Origin of the sequence: Tardiphaga alba, from assembly GCF_018279705.1 — a bacterium.
In the GTDB taxonomy this organism is placed as follows: Bacteria; Pseudomonadota; Alphaproteobacteria; order Rhizobiales; family Xanthobacteraceae; genus Tardiphaga; species Tardiphaga alba.
Genome location: NZ_CP036498.1, coordinates 3,398,402 through 3,420,027, shown reverse-complemented (window position 1 = coordinate 3,420,027; position 21,626 = coordinate 3,398,402). Strand labels below are relative to the sequence as shown.

Annotated in this window: 20 protein-coding genes; 14 read left to right on the top strand and 6 right to left on the bottom strand. The window is 63.3% G+C overall.

Going from position 1 to position 21,626, the window contains the following annotated elements:
* Window positions 1–99: 99 nt before the first annotated feature.
* Window positions 100–777 (bottom strand): hypothetical protein, encoded by a 678-nt coding sequence (locus RPMA_RS16100; protein WP_211908671.1) that lies wholly within the window; start codon window positions 775–777, stop codon window positions 100–102.
* A gap of 245 nt (window positions 778–1,022) precedes the next feature.
* On the opposite strand from RPMA_RS16100, the gene RPMA_RS16095 reads away from it, so the two are divergent.
* The 5 genes from RPMA_RS16095 (at window position 1,023) to fabA (ending at window position 6,071) form a co-directional block, all read left to right on the top strand.
* Window positions 1,023–2,261 (top strand): hypothetical protein, encoded by a 1,239-nt coding sequence (locus tag RPMA_RS16095; RefSeq protein WP_211908669.1) that lies wholly within the window; start codon window positions 1,023–1,025, stop codon window positions 2,259–2,261.
* 18 nt (window positions 2,262–2,279) lie between these two features.
* Complete coding sequence (locus RPMA_RS16090) at window positions 2,280–2,867, top strand: protein-S-isoprenylcysteine O-methyltransferase (protein WP_211908667.1); 588 nt, start codon at window positions 2,280–2,282, stop codon at window positions 2,865–2,867.
* A 33-nt stretch (window positions 2,868–2,900) separates the two neighbouring features.
* The gene (locus tag RPMA_RS16085) at window positions 2,901–4,040 is read left to right on the top strand and encodes a zinc-binding dehydrogenase (protein ID WP_211908665.1); all 1,140 of its coding nucleotides are present in this window, start codon (window positions 2,901–2,903) and stop codon (window positions 4,038–4,040) included.
* Complete coding sequence (locus RPMA_RS16080; RefSeq protein ID WP_211908663.1) at window positions 4,037–5,278, top strand: MFS transporter; 1,242 nt, start codon at window positions 4,037–4,039, stop codon at window positions 5,276–5,278. Before RPMA_RS16085 ends, RPMA_RS16080 begins: the two co-directional genes overlap by 4 nt.
* A 262-nt stretch (window positions 5,279–5,540) precedes the next feature.
* Window positions 5,541–6,071 (top strand): bifunctional 3-hydroxydecanoyl-ACP dehydratase/trans-2-decenoyl-ACP isomerase, encoded by a 531-nt coding sequence (gene fabA / locus RPMA_RS16075; RefSeq protein WP_211908661.1) that lies wholly within the window; start codon window positions 5,541–5,543, stop codon window positions 6,069–6,071.
* Window positions 6,072–6,091: 20 nt separating this feature from the next.
* Here the strand turns inward: fabA and RPMA_RS16070 are convergent, their stop codons facing one another.
* Window positions 6,092–7,852, bottom strand: coding sequence for a caspase family protein (locus tag RPMA_RS16070; RefSeq protein ID WP_211908659.1), 1,761 nt, complete (start codon window positions 7,850–7,852; stop codon window positions 6,092–6,094).
* 297 nt (window positions 7,853–8,149) lie between these two features.
* On the opposite strand from RPMA_RS16070, the gene RPMA_RS16065 reads away from it, so the two are divergent.
* The 9 genes from RPMA_RS16065 to RPMA_RS16025 all read left to right on the top strand — a co-directional run bounded on the left by RPMA_RS16065 (window position 8,150) and on the right by RPMA_RS16025 (window position 16,866).
* On the top strand, window positions 8,150–8,704 hold the full coding sequence (locus tag RPMA_RS16065) for an NADPH-dependent FMN reductase (RefSeq protein ID WP_249225222.1): 555 nt from the start codon (window positions 8,150–8,152) through the stop codon (window positions 8,702–8,704).
* Window positions 8,705–8,771: 67 nt separating this feature from the next.
* Window positions 8,772–9,089, top strand: a complete 318-nt coding sequence (locus RPMA_RS16060; RefSeq protein ID WP_211908655.1) for an FtsB family cell division protein — start codon at window positions 8,772–8,774, stop codon at window positions 9,087–9,089.
* A 280-nt stretch (window positions 9,090–9,369) separates the two neighbouring features.
* Window positions 9,370–10,410: a pyruvate dehydrogenase (acetyl-transferring) E1 component subunit alpha gene (pdhA, locus tag RPMA_RS16055; protein ID WP_211908653.1), complete on the top strand. Its 1,041-nt coding sequence runs from the start codon at window positions 9,370–9,372 to the stop codon at window positions 10,408–10,410.
* A gap of 33 nt (window positions 10,411–10,443) precedes the next feature.
* A complete protein-coding gene (locus tag RPMA_RS16050) occupies window positions 10,444–11,847 on the top strand; it encodes a pyruvate dehydrogenase complex E1 component subunit beta (protein ID WP_211908651.1) in 1,404 nt (467 codons plus the stop codon).
* A gap of 17 nt (window positions 11,848–11,864) precedes the next feature.
* The gene (locus RPMA_RS16045; RefSeq protein WP_211908649.1) at window positions 11,865–12,170 is read left to right on the top strand and encodes a DUF5076 domain-containing protein; all 306 of its coding nucleotides are present in this window, start codon (window positions 11,865–11,867) and stop codon (window positions 12,168–12,170) included.
* 2 nt (window positions 12,171–12,172) lie between these two features.
* Complete coding sequence (locus RPMA_RS16040) at window positions 12,173–13,534, top strand: pyruvate dehydrogenase complex dihydrolipoamide acetyltransferase (RefSeq protein WP_211908648.1); 1,362 nt, start codon at window positions 12,173–12,175, stop codon at window positions 13,532–13,534.
* A 188-nt stretch (window positions 13,535–13,722) separates the two neighbouring features.
* The gene (gene lpdA, locus RPMA_RS16035) at window positions 13,723–15,141 is read left to right on the top strand and encodes a dihydrolipoyl dehydrogenase (RefSeq protein ID WP_211908646.1); all 1,419 of its coding nucleotides are present in this window, start codon (window positions 13,723–13,725) and stop codon (window positions 15,139–15,141) included.
* Between the two features lie 284 nt (window positions 15,142–15,425).
* Window positions 15,426–16,061 carry a hypothetical protein gene (locus RPMA_RS16030; protein WP_211908644.1) on the top strand — a complete coding sequence of 212 codons (636 nt, stop codon included), beginning with the start codon at window positions 15,426–15,428 and terminating at the stop codon, window positions 16,059–16,061.
* The gene (locus tag RPMA_RS16025; protein WP_211908642.1) at window positions 16,048–16,866 is read left to right on the top strand and encodes a tetratricopeptide repeat protein; all 819 of its coding nucleotides are present in this window, start codon (window positions 16,048–16,050) and stop codon (window positions 16,864–16,866) included. Before RPMA_RS16030 ends, RPMA_RS16025 begins: the two co-directional genes overlap by 14 nt.
* A gap of 39 nt (window positions 16,867–16,905) precedes the next feature.
* Here RPMA_RS16025 and RPMA_RS16020 read toward each other — a convergent pair whose 3' ends face one another.
* The 4 genes from RPMA_RS16020 to RPMA_RS16005 form a co-directional block, all read right to left on the bottom strand.
* Entirely contained in the window at window positions 16,906–17,493 is a 588-nt protein-coding gene (locus tag RPMA_RS16020) for a hypothetical protein (RefSeq protein ID WP_211913687.1), read from the bottom strand.
* Window positions 17,494–17,506: 13 nt separating this feature from the next.
* Entirely contained in the window at window positions 17,507–18,181 is a 675-nt protein-coding gene (locus RPMA_RS16015) for a hypothetical protein (protein WP_211908640.1), read from the bottom strand.
* Window positions 18,171–18,944: a MotA/TolQ/ExbB proton channel family protein gene (locus RPMA_RS16010; protein WP_211908638.1), complete on the bottom strand. Its 774-nt coding sequence runs from the start codon at window positions 18,942–18,944 to the stop codon at window positions 18,171–18,173. The genes RPMA_RS16015 and RPMA_RS16010 overlap by 11 nt, the downstream gene beginning before the upstream one ends.
* 210 nt (window positions 18,945–19,154) lie before the next feature.
* A complete protein-coding gene (locus RPMA_RS16005) occupies window positions 19,155–21,185 on the bottom strand; it encodes a TonB-dependent siderophore receptor (RefSeq protein WP_249225220.1) in 2,031 nt (676 codons plus the stop codon).
* Window positions 21,186–21,626 lie beyond the last annotated feature (441 nt).

Below are 21,626 nucleotides of genomic sequence, written 5' to 3'. Positions count from 1 at the left end.
GGCGATTTTCGTTTAGGTACGCTGCTCAAGTCCGAGCGGAAACACAAACGGCCGAGGCGATGCCCCGGCCGTTTGGTCGTTCTGATCGATGTATCGCGCTTACTGCGGCGCTGCCGAGATCTGCGCGTTTTTCGGCGCGGCCGGCTTGCGGCGGATATTGCCGCCGGTGACGGCGAGCACGCGGGCGACGGTCTGACGCTGCAGGGCTTCGTCCTTGTCGATGGAGAAGTGGTTGGTTGTGCGGCTTTCGTTCACATTGGCAAGTTTGCCCTTGAAGCGCTTGTCAGCCGCAACAGCCTGTCCCCATCCGGTGGCCACATAATGGTTCACGACCTGCTTGACGTTGCTCGGAACGGCTTCCGGAGCCACCGGGTCGAAATTGACGATCAGCGCCACCGGAATGTTGTACTGCGCCAGCTTGCGCGCGACCGAGATGGTCGCGTCGGCACCGGCCGAGTGGCCCATCAGGATGATCGGTTCGCGGTTACCGGCCTGATAGGCGGCGATCATGTCATTGGCTTCGCTGCTCCACAAAGTGTGGTTGCTGACGGAAGTGGCAACGCCGACGGCCTGGAGCTTGGAGCCGAGCTGGTCCATGCCGAGCGAGAACACATTCATCAGGCCGCGATAGAGATAGACCTTGCCGGGGCGACGGCCGGCGGCTTCCGCGGCGCTGGAACCGGCGAAACTGCCCAGCACGAGGGAACATAGAATCAGCAGAACGGCCGCCGGAGATATCCGCGACGGCCGCTGCGAGCCCTGAACAACGATCGACATCTTGCTTTCTTTCCAAGGAGAAACCCGCGACATGTTCAGACATAACCTTGTCGCGTCAATCACCGTCCTGCCGCGATTCCAGGTTTTGTGATAGGGGCGGTTGCGAAACCGGCTTTGTGTGACCCGCGGGCGACAAAATGCAGCCGGGTCTTTCTGTTTTGATGCCGTAACAGGTTTGTGGTGCCGGGCGAATTTGCTATGCACCGGCCATGACCATGCGGGATGCAATCGGGAGCGAACGGGCGATGATCGCGCGGCGACACGTCTTCCATATTGGTGGCTACGACCCGATCTCGCCGGACACGCAGCTCGCGCGGTTCCGCAAGTCGCTGGGTACGTTCCAGAACACGTGGGGCGTGACCGCGAGCGCAACGGGCACGCCTGATGTGCGTGAGGTCAGCGCCGCATGGCCGGCCCAGGCGTCGGGCCCGAACTGGCATACCGACATCACCTACGAGATGCTGCGCTGGGATGATCTCATCAATGAGGATCATTCGCGGGGCATGGTCTCGCGGCTCGGTGCGGCTTTCGTCACTTTGGGCAACTGGCTGGTGACGGGAACCCTGTTCCGCTTCTTTTATTCGAGCTGGAAATATGCCGGCTTCTTCTTGTTCTCGTATCTGTGGATCGCAGCCTTTGCAGCCGCGGGCGCCGTGGTCGGCATCGGGCTGACCTGGCTGTTGGGCATGACCGGTGCGGCCGCGTGGATTGCCGCCCTTGTCGCAGCCGCCACGGTGTTCACGGCACTGCTGCAGTATTACGGCTGGCGCAAGCCGATCAATCATGTGTTCGACGACTGGATCTTCTCGCGCGAATACGTCTACGGCCAACGCCCGAAGATGAAGGCGCGCGTCGATGAATTTGCAAGGGTGCTGGTGGCGCGCGCGCAGAAGGCCGATATCGATGAAATCGTCATTGTCGGTCACTGCCTCGGCGCCGCATTGGTGATGGAAACGGTCGCGCGGGCGCTCAAACTCGATCCCGATCTCACCAAACACGGTCCGACCATCTGCATCCTCACCGTGAGCGCCACGATTCCGAAATTCGCACTGCATCCGTCTGGCACCAGCGTGCGCGAGGCATCGAAACTTGTCGCCGATACGCCGGCCGTGCGCTGGGCCGAGTATCACGCCCGTGACGATGTCATCAGCTTCTACCGGTTCGATCCGGTGACGCTGACGCGCATCGGCCGTCACGATCGCGAAGGGCGCCCCAATATCCGCCGCGTCCAGATGCACGACATGATGGGGCGCGAGCAGTTCAAGCGCTACCGTTTCAATTTCATGCGCATCCACTATCAGATGGTGATGGGCAATCAGCAGCGCGCGCCCTATGACTACTGCATGGTGCTGTGCGGCCCTCTGCCTTTCGATGAGATCACGGCGGTCGGCGGCGGCGTCACGCGCTTCGGTGCGGATGGCGCATTGCTGGCACCCGGCAATTCCTCTCAACTGCAGGCCGGGGCATCCGTGAATGCCGCATGATGGCCTGAACGGACGACCATGACCGCGTCACTTCTTGGAATCTATGTCTGGGCGATCGGGCTCGTCGCCTGGTTCATCATCCGCTACCCCTATGCGCGCAAGGCCCGCAAGACCGCCACGGTGAAGGCCGTGGGCTGGAGCCGTGAGCGCATCCTGCTGGCCATCGCCACCATCGGCCTGGTCGTGGTGCCGGCGATCTGGCTCGCCTCGGGCTGGCCCGCGGCGCTGAACTACCAGCTCAGCTACGTCTCCGTCGTGGCGGGCGCGCTGGTCTATGCGCTGTCGCTGTGGCTGTTTCGCCGCTCGCACAAGGATCTCGGCCGGCAATGGTCGGCCAGCCTCGAAATCCGCGACAGTCACCAGATCGTGCGCGGCGGTGTCTATCGCCTGATCCGGCATCCGATGTATTCGTCGTTCTGGCTGTGGGCGCTGGCGCAGGCTCTGCTGCTGCCGAACGTCATGGCCGCCCTGAGCGGACTTGTCGCCATCGCGATCCTGTTCTTCACCCGCATCGACCACGAGGAGCGGATGCTGATCGAGGCATTCGGTGACGACTACCGGGCCTATATGCGCGAGACCAAGCGCATCATTCCGGGCATTTATTGACGCGGCAGAGACCGCAGCATTTGGGAGAGCGACATGACTGCGGACATCACCACCGGCCTCGAACTGCGATCCTTCATCAAGAGCAGCGGCGAACTCGAAATCTCGCTGCAGCAGGTCGCTATCCCGGCACCCGGCGCCGATGAGATCGTGGTGCGCATCGAGGCAGCGCCGATCAATCCGTCCGACCTCGGCCTGCTGCTCGGCGCGGCCGATCCGACCACTGCCAAGGTCACCGGCTCCGGCACATCCGCTGTCGTCACGGCAACGGTGGCGCAGGCCAATCTGAAGGCCATGGGCGGCCGTCTCGACGAGTCCATGGCCGTCGGCAATGAAGGCGCCGGCACGGTGGTGAAGGCCGGCGCGTCCGAGGCCGCGCAGGCGCTGCTCGGCAACACCGTCGCGATGATCGGCGGCGCCATGTATGCGCAATACCGCGTCATCAAGGCGAAGGAAGTGCTGCCGCTGCCCGCAGGCACCACGGCGCTTGAGGGCGCATCCTGCTTCGTCAATCCGCTGACCTCGCTCGGCATGACCGAGACGATGAAGCGGGAAGGGCACACCGCGCTCGTCCATACCGCCGCGGCCTCCAATCTCGGCCAGATGCTCAACAAGATCTGCCAGAAGGACGGCATCGATCTCGTCAACATCGTGCGCAGCGAAACCCAAGAGAAAATCCTGCGCGACATCGGTGCCAAATATGTCGTGAACACAACGGCAGCCACATTCTTCGACGATCTCGTCGCAGCACTCGAAACCACCGGCGCGACCATCGCTTTCGATGCGACCGGCGGCGGCAAGCTGCAGGGGCAGATCCTCCATGCGATGGAAGCCGCTGCCGTGAAGGCCATGAAGGTCTATAGCCGCTACGGCTCGACGACGCACAAGCAGGTCTATGTCTATGGCCGCCTCGAGCCGCGTCCGATCGAACTGTCGCCACCGGGCATGGCCTGGGGCATGGGCGGCTGGCTGCTGTTTCCGTTCCTGCAGAAGATCGGCAAGGACGATGCCGCCAAGTTGCGCGCGCGCGTGGTCGCCGAACTCAAGACCACGTTCGCCAGCCACTACACCAAGACCATCTCGCTTCAGGACGTGCTCGATCTCGACAATCTGCGTGCCTATGCCAAGCGCGCCACCGGCGAGAAGTACCTGATCAATCCGAATCTGCAGGGATGACACTCGCAGATCAATCTGCCGAGGTTACAAGTGATGGCGCACGCCTGCTGCTGCGCCATCCGCCCTATCTGTATTACATGGTGTCGCGCAGCTTCTCGCGCTTTGCCTCGCAGATCGCGGCCGTCGCTGTTGGCTGGCAGATCTACGACCTGACCGGCAGCGCCTTCCAGCTCGGCATGGTCGGCCTCGCGCAATTCGCGCCGATGCTGGCGCTCGTCTTCTTTGCCGGCCATATCGCCGACCGTTACGACCGCCGTCGCGTCGTGCAGATCTGCCAGTTGCTGCAGGGCGTGACGGCGATCCTGCTCGCCTGGGGCACCTATGCCGGCTGGATCACGGTGCCGCAGATCTTCATCGCGCTGGTGGTGATCGGCGCCGCCACGGCCTTCGAGGCGCCGGCCGGCTCGGCGCTGCTGCCCGGCGTGGTGCCGGAAGGTCATCTGCAAAAGGCGACGGCGCTCTCCACCGGCGTGTTCCAGGTGGCGATGATCTGCGGCCCCGCGCTCGGCGGCTTCGCCTATGCGCTGGCGCCGTCGACGCCCTATGTGATGATGGCCGCGTTCTGGATCATCGGCGCGCTGCTCAACAGCGCCATCCGGCTCGCACGCGAGGTGGCGGTGAAGGATCCGCCATCGCTGCGCACGCTGTTCGCCGGCGTCGGCTTCGTGCGCAGCAATCCGAACATCCTCGGCACCATCTCGCTGGATCTGTTCGCAGTGCTGCTCGGCGGCGCCACGGCGCTGCTGCCGATCTATGCGCGCGACATCCTGCAGACCGGCCCCTGGGGCCTCGGCGTGATGCGGGCAGCGCCTGCGGTCGGCGCATTGCTCACCACCATCGTGCTGACGCGCTGGTCGATCAACCGCCGTGTCGGCATGCGCATGTTCCAGTCGGTGATCATCTTCGGCCTGGCGACGGCGGTGTTCGCGGTGTCGCAATGGCTATGGCTGTCGGTTGCAGCACTCGCGGTGCTCGGCGCCGCGGACACGGTGAGCGTCGTGATCCGCTTCTCGCTGGTGCAGCTTGCCACCCCTGACGAGATGCGCGGCCGGGTCGGTGCAGTGAACTATCTCTTCATCAACACATCGAACCAGCTCGGCCAGTTCGAAAGCGGTGTCACCGCCGCGCTGCTCGGCACGGTGCCGGCCGCCCTGATCGGCGGCCTCGGCACGGTGGCGATCGCGTTGATCTGGATGAAACTGTTCCCGACGCTCCGCGAGATGGAGCGGCTGGAGTAGCGTGACGTTCGTAGCCCGGATGAGCGTAGCGATATCCGGGGCCGGTGCCTTCACAGATGCGACATCCACGCATATCGCCTGCGCTCATGCGGGCTACGGCCTGCCTCAGTTACACACCTCGACATTCGTCAGGCCGATCCGCATGTCCTTCATCTCCAGCCGGGGGCGTCGCGGTCGTGTTGACCTGTGCGGGTGAGATCGTAAGATGCAACCGAGAGAGCGATGGCGATCGAGCGCCCGCTGGTCGCGCGAGGGGTGTGCATTGGTCGATCCGCATGCGTTTCACAAGCCGCAATCGACCTACACAAAGGACGATCTGCTCAAATCAAGCGACGGCGGATATTTCGGCCCGGGCAATGCACAGCTACCCGCGCCGCCGATGCTGATGATGGATCGCATCACGGCGATCACATCAGATGGCGGTGAGTTCGGAAAGGGGCAGGTCATCGGCGAACTGGATATCAGCACAGATCTTTGGTTCTTTGCTTGCCACACTCCGGGCGACCCGTTGATGCCGGCGTCGTTGGGGCTCGATGCGATGTGGCAGATGGTCGGCTACTGGCTTGGTTGGTCGGGCTCGCCTGGCAAAGGCAGGGCCATCGGTGTGGGAGAAGTGACGTGCACCGGATCCATCACGCCTGATACACGTTTGGTGCGCTACGTGGTCGATATGCGTCAGGTCCGACGTGGCAAGCTCACGCTCGGCGTCGCGAATGGCTGCGTGTTTGCCGATGACATTTGTGTCTGTGCCGCCAAGGATATGAGAGTGAGCCTCGTGACATCGATTGATTGAGTTCGTCGTGGTGCTTCCACCTAGTTACACACCTCGACATTCGTCAGGCCAATCCGCATGTCCTTCATCTCCAGACGGCAGCCGGCGCGGACAGGGCGACAACCGCTGGCATCACAGACGACTTGGCCGGAGGGGCGCGCAGCGCGTGAGGCGCGGGCCTGCGCCCGCGGGCGGTCGAGCTCTTCGGCCTCAAGGCGCTCGCGGCGCGGCACGTTGCGCTTTGCCTCGCTGCGGCTGCGCTTCTCGCATTCGTTGTCGTCGTTGAGCACGCTGCCGCGGCGGCAGACAATCTTCACGCATTTGTCGCCATCGGCGCGGCTGCCATGGGCGCAGGCGAGGGGGCAGACGCGCGCCGACTTCGCCTTGATGGCGTCGAGCGCGTCCAGGCTCGCGGCCTTGCTGTCGAATTTGGTCGATGCATAACGGTTGAAGCGCTCCAGCGATTTGCCGGAGGCGCTGGTCCAGCTGTCGTCGACCGCGCCCTGCAGGCAGCCGACACGCTGCAATTCCACCTGCACCTGGCGTGGCAGGTCGGAGGGCGTCGCGGGCTTAGGCGGGTCGGCGGGGGAGAGGGCCGCGAGCTGCGAGCCGCCGGTGGCCGGCGCGGCTTTCGTGGCATCAGCTTTGGCGGCATCGGATTTGGCTTCCGCAGTAGCACGCGCGCGTTCAGCGGCGGCAACGCGCTCCTGCTCGGCGAGCTTCTTCTTCTCGGCGGCGAGTTTCGCATCCTCCGCAGCCTTGGCGTCGGCGGCGGCTTTTGCCTGTTCGGCTTTCTTCGCGCCCTCGGCGGCGAGCCGCGTCTTTTCATCCGTCGCCGCGCGCGCCTTTTCCGCGGCGACGACATGCGCCGTTTCGGCGGCGAGCTTGGCGAGCTGCGCCTTGGCCAGATTGGCGTAGAAGCCATCCGGATGCTGGGCGAGGAAGGCGTTCCAGCCGTCGCGGGTGCCGACCTGCATGGCCAGCTCATAGTCGCGGCGGATCTCGTTCGGCACGCTTTGCGCGGCAGGCACGGCTACCGGCACCAGCGCCACGTCGTCGCCGCCCAGCGAGCCGTAGACATAGGGCTCCTGGCGGTTGCCGGTGTCCTTCATCACCTCGTCGCGGACGAAGCCGAAGGCCTTGCGCAGGTCGAGGCCGGGCGTCGCGATATGGCGCACCAGCGCCGTCGTGAACGGGCTGTTCTTGCTGTCGCCGTCCAGCGCGGTGGAACCGGCTTTCGCCGAATAGGCGATCAGCGTGTTCGGGCTGGCCGGTTCGACCTTGGCAAGGCCGCGCGGGATTGCGCGCGACGCCGTGGTGCGCTTCATGGTCTTCAGGAACGGGTTGTCGCGGCAGGCATCGAGGATCACCAGCCGAAGCTTTTTCGCGGGCTCGACGGTGGCGAGGATGCGCTCCAGCGAGAACGCTTCGTCATAGACGTCGGTGTCGCGTTCGAGCTGCGCGTCGGTGGGGATCAGGTAGTTGCTGCCGTCGATCTCGATGCCATGGCCGGCGAAATAGATCACCGCCACATCGGCGCTGCGCGCCTTTTCCGTGAAGTCGCGCAGGGCGCGGCGCATCTCGGTGGCCTTGAGGTCGCGCCGGCCTTCGACGATGTCGAAATTGGCGGCCTTCAGCGTCTCGGTCATCGCATTGGCATCGTTCACGGGGTTCGCGAGCTTGACCACGTTTTGATAGGCCGAGTTGCCGATCACCAGCGCGACGCGCTTGTCGGCCCAGGCCGAAGAGCTCAGCAATCCCGTTGCGAAAATGGCGGAAGCCAACAGTCCCAGTTTGCGCATCGAACGTCCCGCGAGTTGCGATGGTTGGATCGTATCATCCCGGCAGGAGGTCGCCTATCTCCGCCGGCCTGTGTGGTTGGTCGCGCGCTCGGCAATACCGGTTCGATGACCGGCAACCACCGCGTGACAGCTCCCGTATCCTTTCACCATTGTCACGCAGATGTGTTTGCAAACCGAGCGCGTGCAGGCGTCCACCGTTCGGATGATGCTATCCATGCACTTGCATGGTTCCACCGGATGCGACAAGTAACGCATGTTCGTGTTGCGCCGATGCGCGCGTTTCCCAGAGGACATGTCATGACCACCCACAGCGTCGCCGTCATCGTCGGCAGCCTTCGCCAGCAGTCGTTTTCGCTCAAGGTCGCCAAGGCCTTCGCCAAGCTGGCACCGGCCTCGCTCAAGCTCAACATCGTGACGTTGCACGACCTGTCCTTCTTCAACCAGGACCTGGAAGCCAATCCGCCGGCCGACTGGCTCAGGTTCCGCGAGACGGTGCAGGCGTCGGACGCCGTGATCTTCGTGACGCCGGAATATAACCGCGGCACGTCCGGCGTGCTGAAGAATGCCATCGACATCGGCTCCCGCCCGTTCGGCAAGAGCTCGTTCCTGGGCAAGCCGACCGGCATCGTCGGCAACGCACCAGGACCCGGCGGCGGCGTGTCTGCGGCCCTGAATCTGCGCCAGGTGCTGCCGGGCATCACCGGTCCGATCATGGGGCAGCCCGAGATCTATCTGAACGCCATCGCGGACGCGTTCGACGACCATGGCGAGATCGTCAAGGAGTCAATCCGGCCGGTGCTGCAGGCCTATATCGATGCCTTCGCGGCCTGGGTCGCGCTTCACAAGAAATAAGACCGTTCAACGACACGCACGGCCCGGTTGTTAGGTTGACCTTAACCGGGCCGTCGCATTTTCAGGCATGGTCAAACATACCCGCCTGAAATCGGTCCTGACCGGCCTCGTGCTCTATGCCGTGGCCGCGCTTTTGGTCAGCTATTTCGGCATGAATGCCTATACCGGCAAGTATGGCCTCAATGCGCGGCAGGAACTCGATCAGGAGATCACCGCGCTGACCTCCGAACTGGTGCAGCTTCGGAAGGAGCGCAACAAGGCCGAACAGCGCGTTGCGCTGCTGCGCTCCAACAGCCTCGATCCCGACATGCTCGACGAGCGTGTGCGCTGGCAACTCGACTACGCGCATTCGCGCGATGTCGTGCGCGTCCTCAAGCCGAACTAGGATTCACAATCGTCGCCGCATGAGTCGCGCGCGCGTAGAGCAATTCTGCTTTGCGTGAATCCGATGGTTAGCGCTTCGTCACCCTATGTTGCGATGAAATGACGACAACGCTCATTTCTATTCCTCAAATTACAAAACGCACTGCGATCCCGATCAAAAGTTTCACGCTCTCGCTGCAGTGCGAAATAACAGTGTGGCATTCCGCGCGACGCAATCCCTTTCACCGCGCAAGCAGTTGGAGTAGGAAGAACTAACTTCCTCACTCGCATCCGGAATTTTCATGGCCGCACCGAAGAAAAGCGCTCCCGCGGAGCAGGCATCGAGCAATGACGCCAAAACTTCTCAGGCAAAGTCATCGCCGCCCGCTTTCAACCGTGATCAGGAGATGCGCGCGCTGCGCGACATGCTGCTGATCAGGCGCTTTGAAGAGAAGGCCGGCCAGCTCTATGGCATGGGCGCGATCGGCGGTTTCTGCCATCTCTATATCGGTCAGGAAGCCGTCGTCGTCGGCATGCAGATGGCGCTCAAGGATGGCGATCAGGTCATCACCGGTTACCGCGATCATGGTCACATGCTCGCTTGCGGCATGGACGCCAATGGCGTGATGGCCGAGCTCACGGGGCGCCGCGGCGGCTACTCCAAGGGCAAGGGCGGCTCGATGCACATGTTCAGCCGCGAGAAGCATTTCTACGGCGGCCACGGCATCGTCGGTGCGCAGGTCTCGCTCGGCACCGGTCTCGCATTCGCCAATCGCTATCGCGAGAACGACAATGTCTCGGTCGCTTACTTCGGCGACGGCGCGTCGAACCAGGGCCAGGTCTATGAGAGCTTCAACATGGCGGAGCTCTGGAAGCTGCCGGTGATCTACGTCATCGAGAACAACCGCTACGCCATGGGTACCTCGGTGGTGCGCTCGTCGGCGCAGACCGATTTCTCCAAGCGCGGCGTGTCGTTCAACATTCCGGGCGAGCAGGTGGACGGCATGGATGTCCGCGCTGTGAAGGCTGCTGCTGACAAGGCCGTCGCCTGGTGCCGCGCCGGCAAGGGCCCGTACATTCTCGAAATGCAGACCTATCGCTATCGCGGCCACTCGATGTCGGACCCTGCGAAGTATCGCACCCGCGAGGAAGTCGAGAAGATCCGTCACGACCAGGATCCGATCGAGCAGGTACGTAGCCGACTGCTGGAAGCAAAGGTGAGCGAGCAGGACCTGAAGGCGATCGACGCGGAAGTGCGCGAGATCGTCAATGCGTCGGCCGACTTCGCACAGAACGATCCCGAGCCGGATGCGTCCGAGCTCTATACCGACATCTACCGCTAAGAAGCGCGCAAGCTAGAGCGATCCGGAGTTACTATGGCAATTCAAGTGCTGATGCCCGCGCTGTCCCCCACCATGGAAAAGGGCAACCTTTCGAAGTGGCTGAAGAAGGAAGGCGACACCATCAAGTCCGGCGACGTGATCGCCGAGATCGAGACCGACAAGGCCACGATGGAAGTCGAAGCGACCGACGAAGGGACGCTCGGCAAGATCCTTGTGCCGGAAGGCACCAATGACGTCGCGGTGAACACGCCGATCGCGATGATCCTCGCCGAAGGTGAAGATGCGTCGGCTGCCGATAAGGCGCCGGCCCCTGCCAAGCAGGAAGCCGCTCCGGCCGCTGAAGCCAAGTTGGAAGAGAAGTCCGAGACCAAGGCTGAAGCGCCGAAGGCCGAAGCTGCTCCGGAAGCGCCGCAGACTGCGCTGCTGCCCGATCCGGATATTCCGGAAGGCACCGAGATGGTCACCATGACCATCCGTGAAGCGCTGCGCGATGCCATGGCGGAAGAAATGCGCCGCGATGGCGACGTGTTCGTGATGGGTGAGGAAGTCGCCGAATATCAGGGCGCCTACAAGGTCACCCAGGGCCTGCTGCAGGAATTCGGCGCCCGCCGCGTCATCGACACGCCGATCACCGAGCATGGCTTTGCCGGCGTCGGCGTCGGTGCAGCCATGGCCGGTCTGAAGCCGATCGTCGAATTCATGACCTTCAACTTCGCCATGCAGGCGATCGACCAGATCATCAACTCCGCCGCCAAGACGCTCTACATGTCCGGCGGCCAGATGACCTGCCAGATGGTGTTCCGCGGCCCCAACGGCGCCGCTGCCCGTGTCGCCGCCCAGCACAGCCAGGATTACTCGGCCTGGTACTCGCAGATCCCCGGCCTCAAGGTGATCGCGCCGTCGAACGCCGCCGACTACAAGGGCCTGCTCAAGGCCGCGATCCGCGATCCCAATCCAGTGATCTTCCTCGAGCATGAAATGCTCTACGGCCAGACCGGTGAAGTGCCGAAGCTCGACGATTACGTGCTGCCGATCGGCAAGGCGAAGATCGTGCGCGCCGGCAAGGACGTCACGCTGATCTCGTGGTCGCATGGCATGACCTACACGCTGAAGGCCGCCGAAGAGCTTGCCAAGGAAGGCATCGAAGCGGAGGTCATCGACCTGCGCACGCTGCGTCCGCTCGACACCGAGACCATCATTGAATCGGTGAAGAAGACCTCGCGCGCAGTCTGCGTGGAAGAGGGCTGGCAGCAGAACGGCGTGGGCGCCGAAATCGCGGCGCGCATCATGGAAAATGCGTTCGACTATCTCGATGCACCGGTTGGCCGCGTGTCGGGCAAGGACGTGCCGATGCCTTACGCCGCCAATCTCGAAAAGCTCGCGCTGCCCTCGGTGGCCGAGGTCGTCGCTGCCGCCAAGGCCGTCTGCTATCGCTAACGCGGGAGAGCGCTGACATGGCCGGACCGAAGGAACAGTCGCTGCCGCCGGATGTCGTGGGACGCGAGGACGCAACCGAAGTGTTGCGTGCTTTCGTTGTCGATGGCGGCCTGTCGATCGCGTTCATGCGCGCCTTCGAGGACCCGGAAATGTGGGGCATGCTGCTGGTCGATATCGCGCGCCACGCTGCGCGCGCCTATGGGCGCGAGAGCGAATTCACCGAGGACGAGGCGCTGCAGCGCATCGTCGATATGTTCGAAGCCGAGATTGCTCGTCCGACCGATATGGGCGCCACCACGCCGCGGTCGCAACAAGGTCACTGACAATGCCGATTAACATTCTGATGCCTGCGCTGTCGCCCACGATGGAGAAGGGCAACCTTGCCAAGTGGCTCAAGAAAGAAGGCGACACCGTCAAGTCCGGCGACGTGATCGCGGAGATCGAGACCGACAAGGCAACGATGGAAGTCGAAGCCGTCGATGAAGGCACGATCGCGAAGATCCTGGTGCCGGAAGGCACCGCCGACGTGCCGGTCAACGACATTATCGCGATCCTTGCTGCTGACGGCGAGGATGTGAAGGCTGCGGCCAGCGGCGGTGGTGCTGCGAAGTCGGAAGCCAAGGCCGAGGCGAAGCCCGAGCCGAATGCAGAAGCAAAATCAGAAGCCAAGCCGGAGCCCAAGTCAGAAGCGAAGCAAGACGCGCCGAAGCCGGCTGCTGCGCCTGCGCCCGCTCAGGCCGTTGCGAACACCGGCGCGCGCGTGTTCTCGTCGCCGCTGGCGCGTCGCCTCGCCAAGGAAGCCGGCATCGATGTCAGCCGCGTCAACGGCACCGGCCCGCGCGGCCGTGTCGTTGCGGCCGATATCGAGAAGGCGAAGTCGGGTGGCGCGCTGAAAGCGCCCGCCGCTGGTGCTGCTGCTCCCGCCGGCTCGGCCGGTGTGCCCGCGATGTCCGATTCAGCAATCCTCGGCCTGTACGAAGAGGGCTCCTACGAGAGCGTGCCGCATGACTCCATGCGCCGCACCATCGCGCAGCGTCTCACCGCTGCCACCAATTCGATGCCGACCTTCTATCTCACGGTTGACTGCGATCTCGGCAAGCTCTCCGCCGCGCGCGAAGAGATCAATGCCGCGGCCGGCAAGGACAAGGACGGCAAGCCGAACTACAAGCTCTCGGTCAACGACTTCGTCATCAAGGCGATGGCGGTGGCGCTGCAGAAGATTCCGGAAGCCAATGTGTCGTGGACGGAAGCTGCCATGCTGCGCCACAAGCATTCCGACATCGGCGTCGCCGTGGCGCTGCCATTCGGCCTGATCACGCCGATCATCCGCCAGGCCGAAATCAAGTCGATCTCCGCGATCTCCAACGAGATGAAGGAACTCGCCGCACGCGCCAAGGCCAAGAAGCTGAAGCCGCATGAATATCAGGGCGGCGCGTCGTCCGTGTCCAATCTCGGCATGTTCGGCATCAAGGACTTCACCGCGGTGATCAACCCGCCGCAGTCCTCGATCCTGGCGGTCGGCACCGGCGAGGAGCGGGCGGTGGTCCGCAACGGCCAGATCGTCGCCGCGACCATGATGAGCGTGACGCTCTCCTGCGACCACCGCGCCATCGACGGCGCACTCGGCGCAGAGCTGATCACGGCGTTCAAGAAGCTGATCGAAAATCCGGTGATGATGGTGGTGTAGTTCACTTCCCCTCGCTACCGACGAAGCGCAGCTTCGTTGGGGGAGAGGGTGGCTCAATCGAGCGAAGCGAGATTGAGACGGGAGAGGGGGCTTTTGCCGCGACGCGCAGCAGACCCTCTCCCGCCTTCGCTTCGCTCAGGCACCCTCTCCCGAAGGGAGAGGGACAAGCAAACGCAAGCGAGTAACCCATGTCCGACAATTCCTTCGACGTCGTCGTCATCGGCTCCGGTCCCGGCGGCTATGTGACGGCCATTCGTGCCGCGCAGCTCGGCTTCAAGACGGCGATCGTCGAGAAGGCCTATTTCGGTGGCATCTGCAACAATTGGGGCTGCATCCCCACCAAGGCGCTGCTGCGCTCGGCGGAAATGTATCATGCCTTCCAGCATGCCAAGGATTATGGCCTCTCCGCCGACAACGTCTCCTTCGACATCAAGGCCGTGATCGCGCGCTCGCGCGGCGTCGTGAAGCGCCTCAATGGCGGCGTTGAATTCCTGATGAAGAAGAACAAGATCACCGTGATCTGGGGCGAGGCCACGCTGGACGCGCCCGGCAAGTTCTCCGTCAAGAAGTCGCAGGTCGAGGCGCCGAAGGGCGCGCTGGGCGAGGGCAGCTACACCGCCAAGCACATCATCGTCGCCACCGGCGCGCGCCCGCGCGCGCTGCCTGGGCTTGAGCCCGACAAGAAGCTGGTCTGGACCTATTTCGAGGCGATGAATCCGGACAAGATGCCGAAGTCGCTGCTGGTGGTCGGCTCCGGCGCCATCGGCATCGAATTCGCGTCGTTCTATCGTTCTTTCGGCGCCGAGGTGACCGTGGTGGAAGTGCTGCCGCAGATCCTGCCGGTGGAAGACGCCGAGATCGCCGCCTTTGCGCGAAAACAGTTCGAGAAGCAGGGCATCAAGGTGCTCGCCAATACCAAGGTGACGAAGCTCGACAAGAAGGCCGACAGCGTCGTCGCCACCATCGATGACGGCAAGAAGCCGGTGACGCAGGAATTCGACCGCGTGATCTCGGCGGTCGGCGTCATCGGCAATATCGAGGGCATCGGCCTGGAGAAGCTCGGCGTGAAGACCGAGCGCGGCTGCATCGTCATCGACAAACACGGCAAGACCAATGTGCCCGGCATCTATGCCATCGGCGACGTCGCCGGTCCGCCGATGCTCGCCCACAAGGCCGAGCATGAAGGCGTGATCTGCGTCGAGGCCATCAAGGGCATGAACCCGCATGCGATGGACAAGACGCTGATCCCGGGCTGCACCTATTGCCACCCGCAGATCGCCTCGGTCGGTCTCACTGAAGCCAAGGCCAAGGAAGCCGGCAAGGATATTCGCGTCGGCCGATTCCCCTTCGTCGCCAATGGCAAGGCCATCGCCCAGGGCGAGGACCAGGGCATGGTGAAGGTGATCTTCGACAAGAAGACGGGCCAGCTGCTCGGTGCCCACATGGTCGGCGCCGAAGTCGTCGAGATGATCCAGGGTTTTGTCGTCTCCATGAACCTGGAGACGACCGAAGAAGAGCTGTTCCACACCATCTTCCCGCATCCGACGATCTCGGAGACGATGAAGGAAGCGGTGCTGGACGCCTATGGCCGGGTGCTGAACACCTGAGCCACCGCGGTCACACCCGGGGGTCGCGACTGCCAACCGGCGTTCGCGTCCCGGATGACGGTCGGCGCCATGGTTGCCCCGGTGCAACGCCTGTGTCGCCGGCGCAACAGTTCCCCAACATTTAACCCTGTCAAGCGGCAGCTCTTGCAACCGCCGCTATTTGGCCACACGCCTTCGTGAAATCATTTCTCGTCAGCCAGTAAGGCTGAAGCGCTTCAGACGATCGGCGGGATGTCAGAGGGACTTCCCGGATTCCTGAAGCGGCCTGAGAAACCAGGTTCACGATGGACGCCGAGACGATCATCACGCCGCACATGCCGAGTCGCCCCGGGGCGACCAGCCGGCATTTGCCGTGGGCGTCGATGTCGTCGGTGACGCATTCCTTCGCGATCGGACACGAACCGGTGTCCGAACTTGTCGAAATCTTCAAAAAGACTCCGTTTGTCTCCGGTTTGCACTCAGTCAGCCGTGATGTGGTCAAAGACATCGCCGAAATTGGCAGCATCCCGTTGCTGACAATGACAACGCTCGATCACCACCTCCCGCAAGTGTCAGGCTTGGCGGGCAGGATGATCGCGGAGAGTTCGACGGCCGTGAAGTCACATTCCCACCAGGACGTTTTTCGTTCTGCCGACGCAAGGGCCGCTGCATGCGCCGATGTCGTCGGATCGACAGGGAATCAGGCCAAGAGTCCGGATTGGGCGGTGCCGGTTGGCGCGGGAATTTCTAACGGAAAGTTGACTGCTGGCGGTGGGGCTGGGCGCACGTCCGAAAGGGCAGGTTGCGCGACCAACCATGGGTCAGGGACGCACCGGATTTTCGCCAACCGGACTTTCGCCAAGACAAATCGAATTGCCATTGCTGACGCTCTGTGCCTTCCGGCCGGCGTCGTCGAGAAACAGTGTTATGCGGATCATTGAACGTATCGTTGCTGTCGCGTTGGCGTGGAGCGCTGCCGTTCTGGTCGGGCCCGCTTTTGCGTTTGACGGCTCCCCCGTAGGTGGCAGCGACGCTGCGCCGGCTCTGGTGCCGGTTGTGCCTGGTTCGCCCGCTGCGATCGCCAAGAAGCCGGCCGCGAAGGCCGATCCGTCCTTCACCGCTCTGCAATATGCCGCCGAGGGCGGCCATCCGATCGCCCAGTGGAAGCTCGGTCGCATGTATGCGGACGGCAATGGCGTCGCTCAGGACGATCTGCGCGCCTTCGAATATTTCAGCCGCATCGCCAATGCCCATGCCGAGGATTCGCCCTCGGCGCCGCAGGCTGCGATCGTCGCCAACGCCTTCGTGGCGCTGGGCCGCTATTATCTCGACGGCATCCCGAATTCGAAGATCAAGGCGGACACCGAGCGTGCGCGCGAGATGTTCTCCTATGCCGCGTCCTATTTCGGCAATGCCGACGCGCAGTATGATCTGGCCCGCCTGTATCTGAAGGGCATCGGCATGCCTCGCGACGCCAAATACGGCGTGCGCTGGCTCGGCCTTGCCGCACAGAAGGGCCAGCACCAGGCCCAGGCGCTGCTCGGCCAGATGCTGTTCAATGGCGAAGCGCTGCCGCGCCAGATGGCCCGTGGCCTGATGTGGCTGACGCTCGCCCGCGACAATGCCGGCCCGGAAGACACCTGGATCCGCGACAGCTACGCCAAGGCCATCGCCAAAGCCTCCGAAGACGACCGCGCCATGGCGCTGCAGATGCTCGAGCACTGGGTCCAGGGCAAGCGCGACTGAGGCCTTGCCCCGAATACTGCCCGATCCCTCGCCGCACGCCTACTGATCCTTCGGCGGCATTCGCGGCGGGAGCAGGGGTGTGAAGGACACGGCTTCGCCGGCACTTTGCGGCGCGACGGGGCCGCCGCCGGTCGAGGGATCGCCGCCTGACGTCTCCATGATCGTGCTGGGCGTGATGTATTCCCGGGCGGCATCGAGCAGCCCGCCTTCACCGCTGCCGTAATCGGCTGCGCGCCCGCCTTGCGGATGGCCGGCCGCGATCTCGCTGATGGCCTTGTCGGTTTTCTCTGCGAGCCTGTCGCTGTAGGGAACGCGAAACGCACGCGGGATGCCGCTCGGGCGATTGTCGTCGTCCAGCGTTTCCACCCAGAGATAGATCGCGCCGGGATCGCCGGCCAGTGAATGTGGTTCGACGATCCGCGCCTGCAGCAGCTTGAAGCGGGGCGGCAGCCTGTCGATGCTGGCCCAGCCGAGCAGGCCGCGCAGGCCGATGAAGCTCGCGATATAGAACGCGCTGGTGACGACGACGACCGCCGCCTTGGCACGCCAGCCGAGGCGCGCATAGACGAGGATCGTCAGCAGCAGCGCGCCGATCAGCGCGTAGCCGACCGACAGCGTCAGCACCATGGATTGTTGGCCGTTACTCACGGCGGGGCATCCTCACGCCGGTCTTGGGATCGAGATCGGCGCCATTGGCGCGGGCATTGCGGAAAGTCTCGAGCAGCGACTTGTGGCGCTGCTGGACATCAACGACCTTGCCTTCGGCATCGAGCCAGAACCGCACCGCGGTGCGCTCGTGGCCGGTGTGATCCAGGATCAGCCTGTCGTCGAACACGACCTGCGCCGTCGGATTGAGCTTCTGCACCTTCACCTTGACGGGGACCGGCTGGCCCGTGGTTGCCGCGAAGTGCGAGACATTGACCGTGTATTCGCCGCGCACGATTCCGCGAACCGTGACGATTTCCTCGCGGATCGGCGAGGCGATCTTCTTGCCGTTGACGGTGACGGAATTGTTGGCCCCGCCACGATCATCGCGATCGAGGGTGAGGAAGCCGGCTTCGCGATGCCGATACCAGGCGATATTGCCGATGGGGTCCTGCACGAACAGATCGAAGTCGTCGGGATGACTGTCGGGCCAGTCCATCGTGATGATGAACTCGGCCTTGGAGTCGATCTTGCCGTCCTTGGAGTCCGGTGACACCGCCAGCAGTGCGATAAAGAACAGGAAGGCGATGACCTGCAGCGCCTTGAACAGCATCACGCCGAGCGGATCGAAATTCTCGTCGCGTGGATAGAGGCCGAAATCATCGTTCATGGCGCGCTTCCAGAACCGGCGTGACCCGCGTTTCGGTCAGCATCACGGCATCGGAAAACACCCGCTGGGTGGCGGCATCGAGCATGTAATATTGAATTCTGACGAGGATCGAACCGATCAGCCCGGCCAGCGTCGTATACATGGCCACCGCCATGCCATCGCTCATCAGTCCCATCGACGCGCGCATCGCCGCCTTGTCGGCGGCATCGAGCGTGGCGACCGGCGCCAGCATGATGATGAAGCCGACGATGGTGCCGAGCAGCCCGAGCTTCATCAGCGTGTCGGACGCGAAGGCGCCGAAGCCGTTGGAGCCGCGCAGCCGATCGGCCAGCGCGCGCAGCATCAGTGTCTGGTCGATCCGGCCGCCGCCTTGCGCCTTCGCTTTCGTCACCAGATTGCGGATGTGATCGGTGACCATCCCGTCCGGCAATCGCGGGTGTTCAGATGTGAGCGCCGCCATGCCGTCGGGCGTGCTCAGCAATGCACGGCAGCGCGTCGCGGCTGCGCCTTCACGCGCAATCGCGCGGGTGCGCAGGAAACAGTGACAGCAGGTGACGATGTAGAGCACGCCGATCACGCTGGAAATGTAGGTCCGGTCGGATGCGATCATCAGGTCGATCAGGCCGTATCGCCACAGCAGCACGAGAGCGAAGACGGAGAGCCCGGTAAAGATCATCCAGAGCAGCAGGACGTCGCGTTCCGACGCGACAAGCGCGATATCAGCGATATCCGCGCGGTCGACGGAGGTGTCGATGGATCTCATAGCGCAGCTTCCCGAAACGACATTGCGATCAAGTCAGCCAGTGCGACCTGATTAAACCACAGCGTGTGGTGCTTCGTCCAAGGGATATGGAGGGATATGGCCGGAAGTTTTCAGGAATTATGCTGCATAGCGGTCGTGCGGCGTGGCGCCAGCGACAGCTATGCGCTGCAGCCGCCATCGTCAGGCCGCAGCGACGGGCTGGCGTTCACCTCACCATTTGTAGCGCAGGGTCGCGATCACCTGTCGGCGCAGGCCGTAATAGCAACCGCCGTCCTGACAGAGCGAGAGGTAGGTCTTGTCGAACAGGTTGGTGCCGTTCACCGACAGGTTCAGGCCTTTGAACTGTGGCCCGAGCGCGGCCATGTCGTAGTGCACTGCGGCGTCGAACAATGTGACGGCGGGGATGAAGAACGGTGTCGTCGCGTTCGGCGCGGGCAGGAAGTTCGACGTCGTGCCTGCGGACTCGCCAATATAACGCACGCCGCCGGATATGCCGAAGCCGTCGAGCGGACCGCCGCGGAATGTGTAGTCCGCCCATGCCGATGCGGAATGGGTCGGCATGCCAACCAGACGCTTGCCGAGCTGGGCGGCGTTGTTGCTCTGGGTCACGGTCTGGTCGAGATAGGTGTAGGCGCCGAGAACTGTCAGGCTGCGATTGACCTCGGTCTTGCCCTCGATTTCGATGCCGCGCGATCGCACTTCGCCGGTCTGCACATTGGTGCGGACACCGCCACGGATATGCGTCGGATCGGGATCCGGCGTCAGGACATTCTGTTGGGTCAGGTTGAAATAGGCGATCGTGTAAAGCGACTGTGGGTCAGGCTGATACTTGACGCCGATCTCTTCCTGCTGGCCGCGCGTTGGCAGGAACGGGCTGTTGAAGAAGTCGGTACCCGCGGTCGGCTGGAATGACTCCGTGTACTGGATGTAGGGCGCGACGCCGTTGTCGAATTTGTAGAGCAGTGCGCCGCGCTTGCTGATCGCGGTGTCCATCTTCTCGGTGCCGTTGACGCCGGCGAACAGGTTGTCGGTGCGCGAGTTGGCCTGATCGCGGCGGATGCCGAGCAAGGCGACCCAGCGGTCGAACTTGATCTGGTCCTGCGCATAGATGCCGACCTGATCGAGGCGCTGGCGGTTGTTGCCGGAAATCGCCATCGTGGGCGTGAAACCATAGACGGGATCGAGCGCGTTGATCGGGTTGGCGGTGCCTTGTCGGTTCAGGGCGGTGTCGATGGCATGGCGATAGTCGATGCCGAACAAGGTCGTGTGCTCGAACGGACCATAGACGAATTTGCCTTCGGCCTGGTTGTCGACCGCCAGCGACTTGATCGTTTCATCCGTGGCATAGGCACCGCGGGTGAGGTTGGTCGGGTTGGTCAGGCCGCCATCGGGCGACACCACCGCGAATTTCACATCGCTTTCCAGGTAACGCAGATTTTGCCGGAGCGTCAGGCCGCCGGTGAGGCGGTGCTCGAACTGATATCCGATCGAGCCAAAGGTCCGGTCGGTTTTGTCGAAGCCGGGTTCGCCGGAATAGAAGCTCGTCGGAATGAACCGGCCCTGATACGGAAACAGCGTGCCGATGCCGCGCGGCGGAAGCTGATTGTAGAAGCCGGCCTTGGGATCGCGCTGATAGACGCCCTGGATGGTCAGGGTGATGTCGTTGGTGGGGCGCCATGTCAGCGAAGGCGCGATCGACACGCGCTGGTAGCCGGTGTGATCAACCTGGCTGCCGACATCGTAACCCGATGCGGTCAGGCGGTAGAGAAACTCCTTGTTCTTGTCGAGCGGGCCGCTGAGATCGACGCCGCTCTGGATACGGCCGTAGCTGCCGGTGGAGACGAACATCTCGTGATAGGGCTCGGATGTCGGCCGCTTGCTCACCATGTTGATGACGCCGCCCGGCGTGGCCTGCCCGTAGAGGATAGAGGCGGGGCCATGCAGCACTTCGATGCGCTCGAGATTGAACGGCTCGGTGATCGCGTAGCTGAAGATGCCGAAATTCACGAGGCGCAGGCCGTCCAGATACTGGTCGGCGAGAAAGCCGCGGATATAGACGCCGTCGGTGCGGGCGTCGGCGCCGGCGACCTCGGCACGCGTACCCGATGTGTAGCGCACCGCCTGCGAGACGTTCTGTGCCGCTTGCGCCTGGATCTGGTCCTGCGTCACCACCGAGATCGCCTGCGGTGTCTCGATCAGCGCCGTGTCCGTCTTGGTGCCGGTGCCGCTGCGGGTCGCCACAAAACCATCCACATGGCCCAGGCCGTTTCCCTGGCACGCGGCGCTGATGCCGGAGCCTGCTGTGCCGGCTGGCTCGGCGACCGCGCAGTAATGCTTCGCGCGCGCCGTGCCCCGGCGTTGCGGCGGGGGCTCATGGCGCGGCGCGTGGTCGGTGCTTGCGGCGCATCGACGGTGACCGCCGGGAGTGTCGACTGCGCATGCGCGCCGGTGGTGATGTCTGCTGACAGAACGAGAAGACTTGCCGCGCCGAGCCAAGCGGCGTGTGTCAAGGTCCTGATGCCGATAATCACGATATCGCCCCCGTTAACGATGCAGATTGTCATCATCTGCCGGAGCTTTCGTGATCTACAACTTTAGCGTCCACAATCGTTCGGGACTTAGAATAGATTGAGAAATGTCAACCGTTGGCCGCGTGTGTCAAAATTAGCGCAGAGTGAGGGA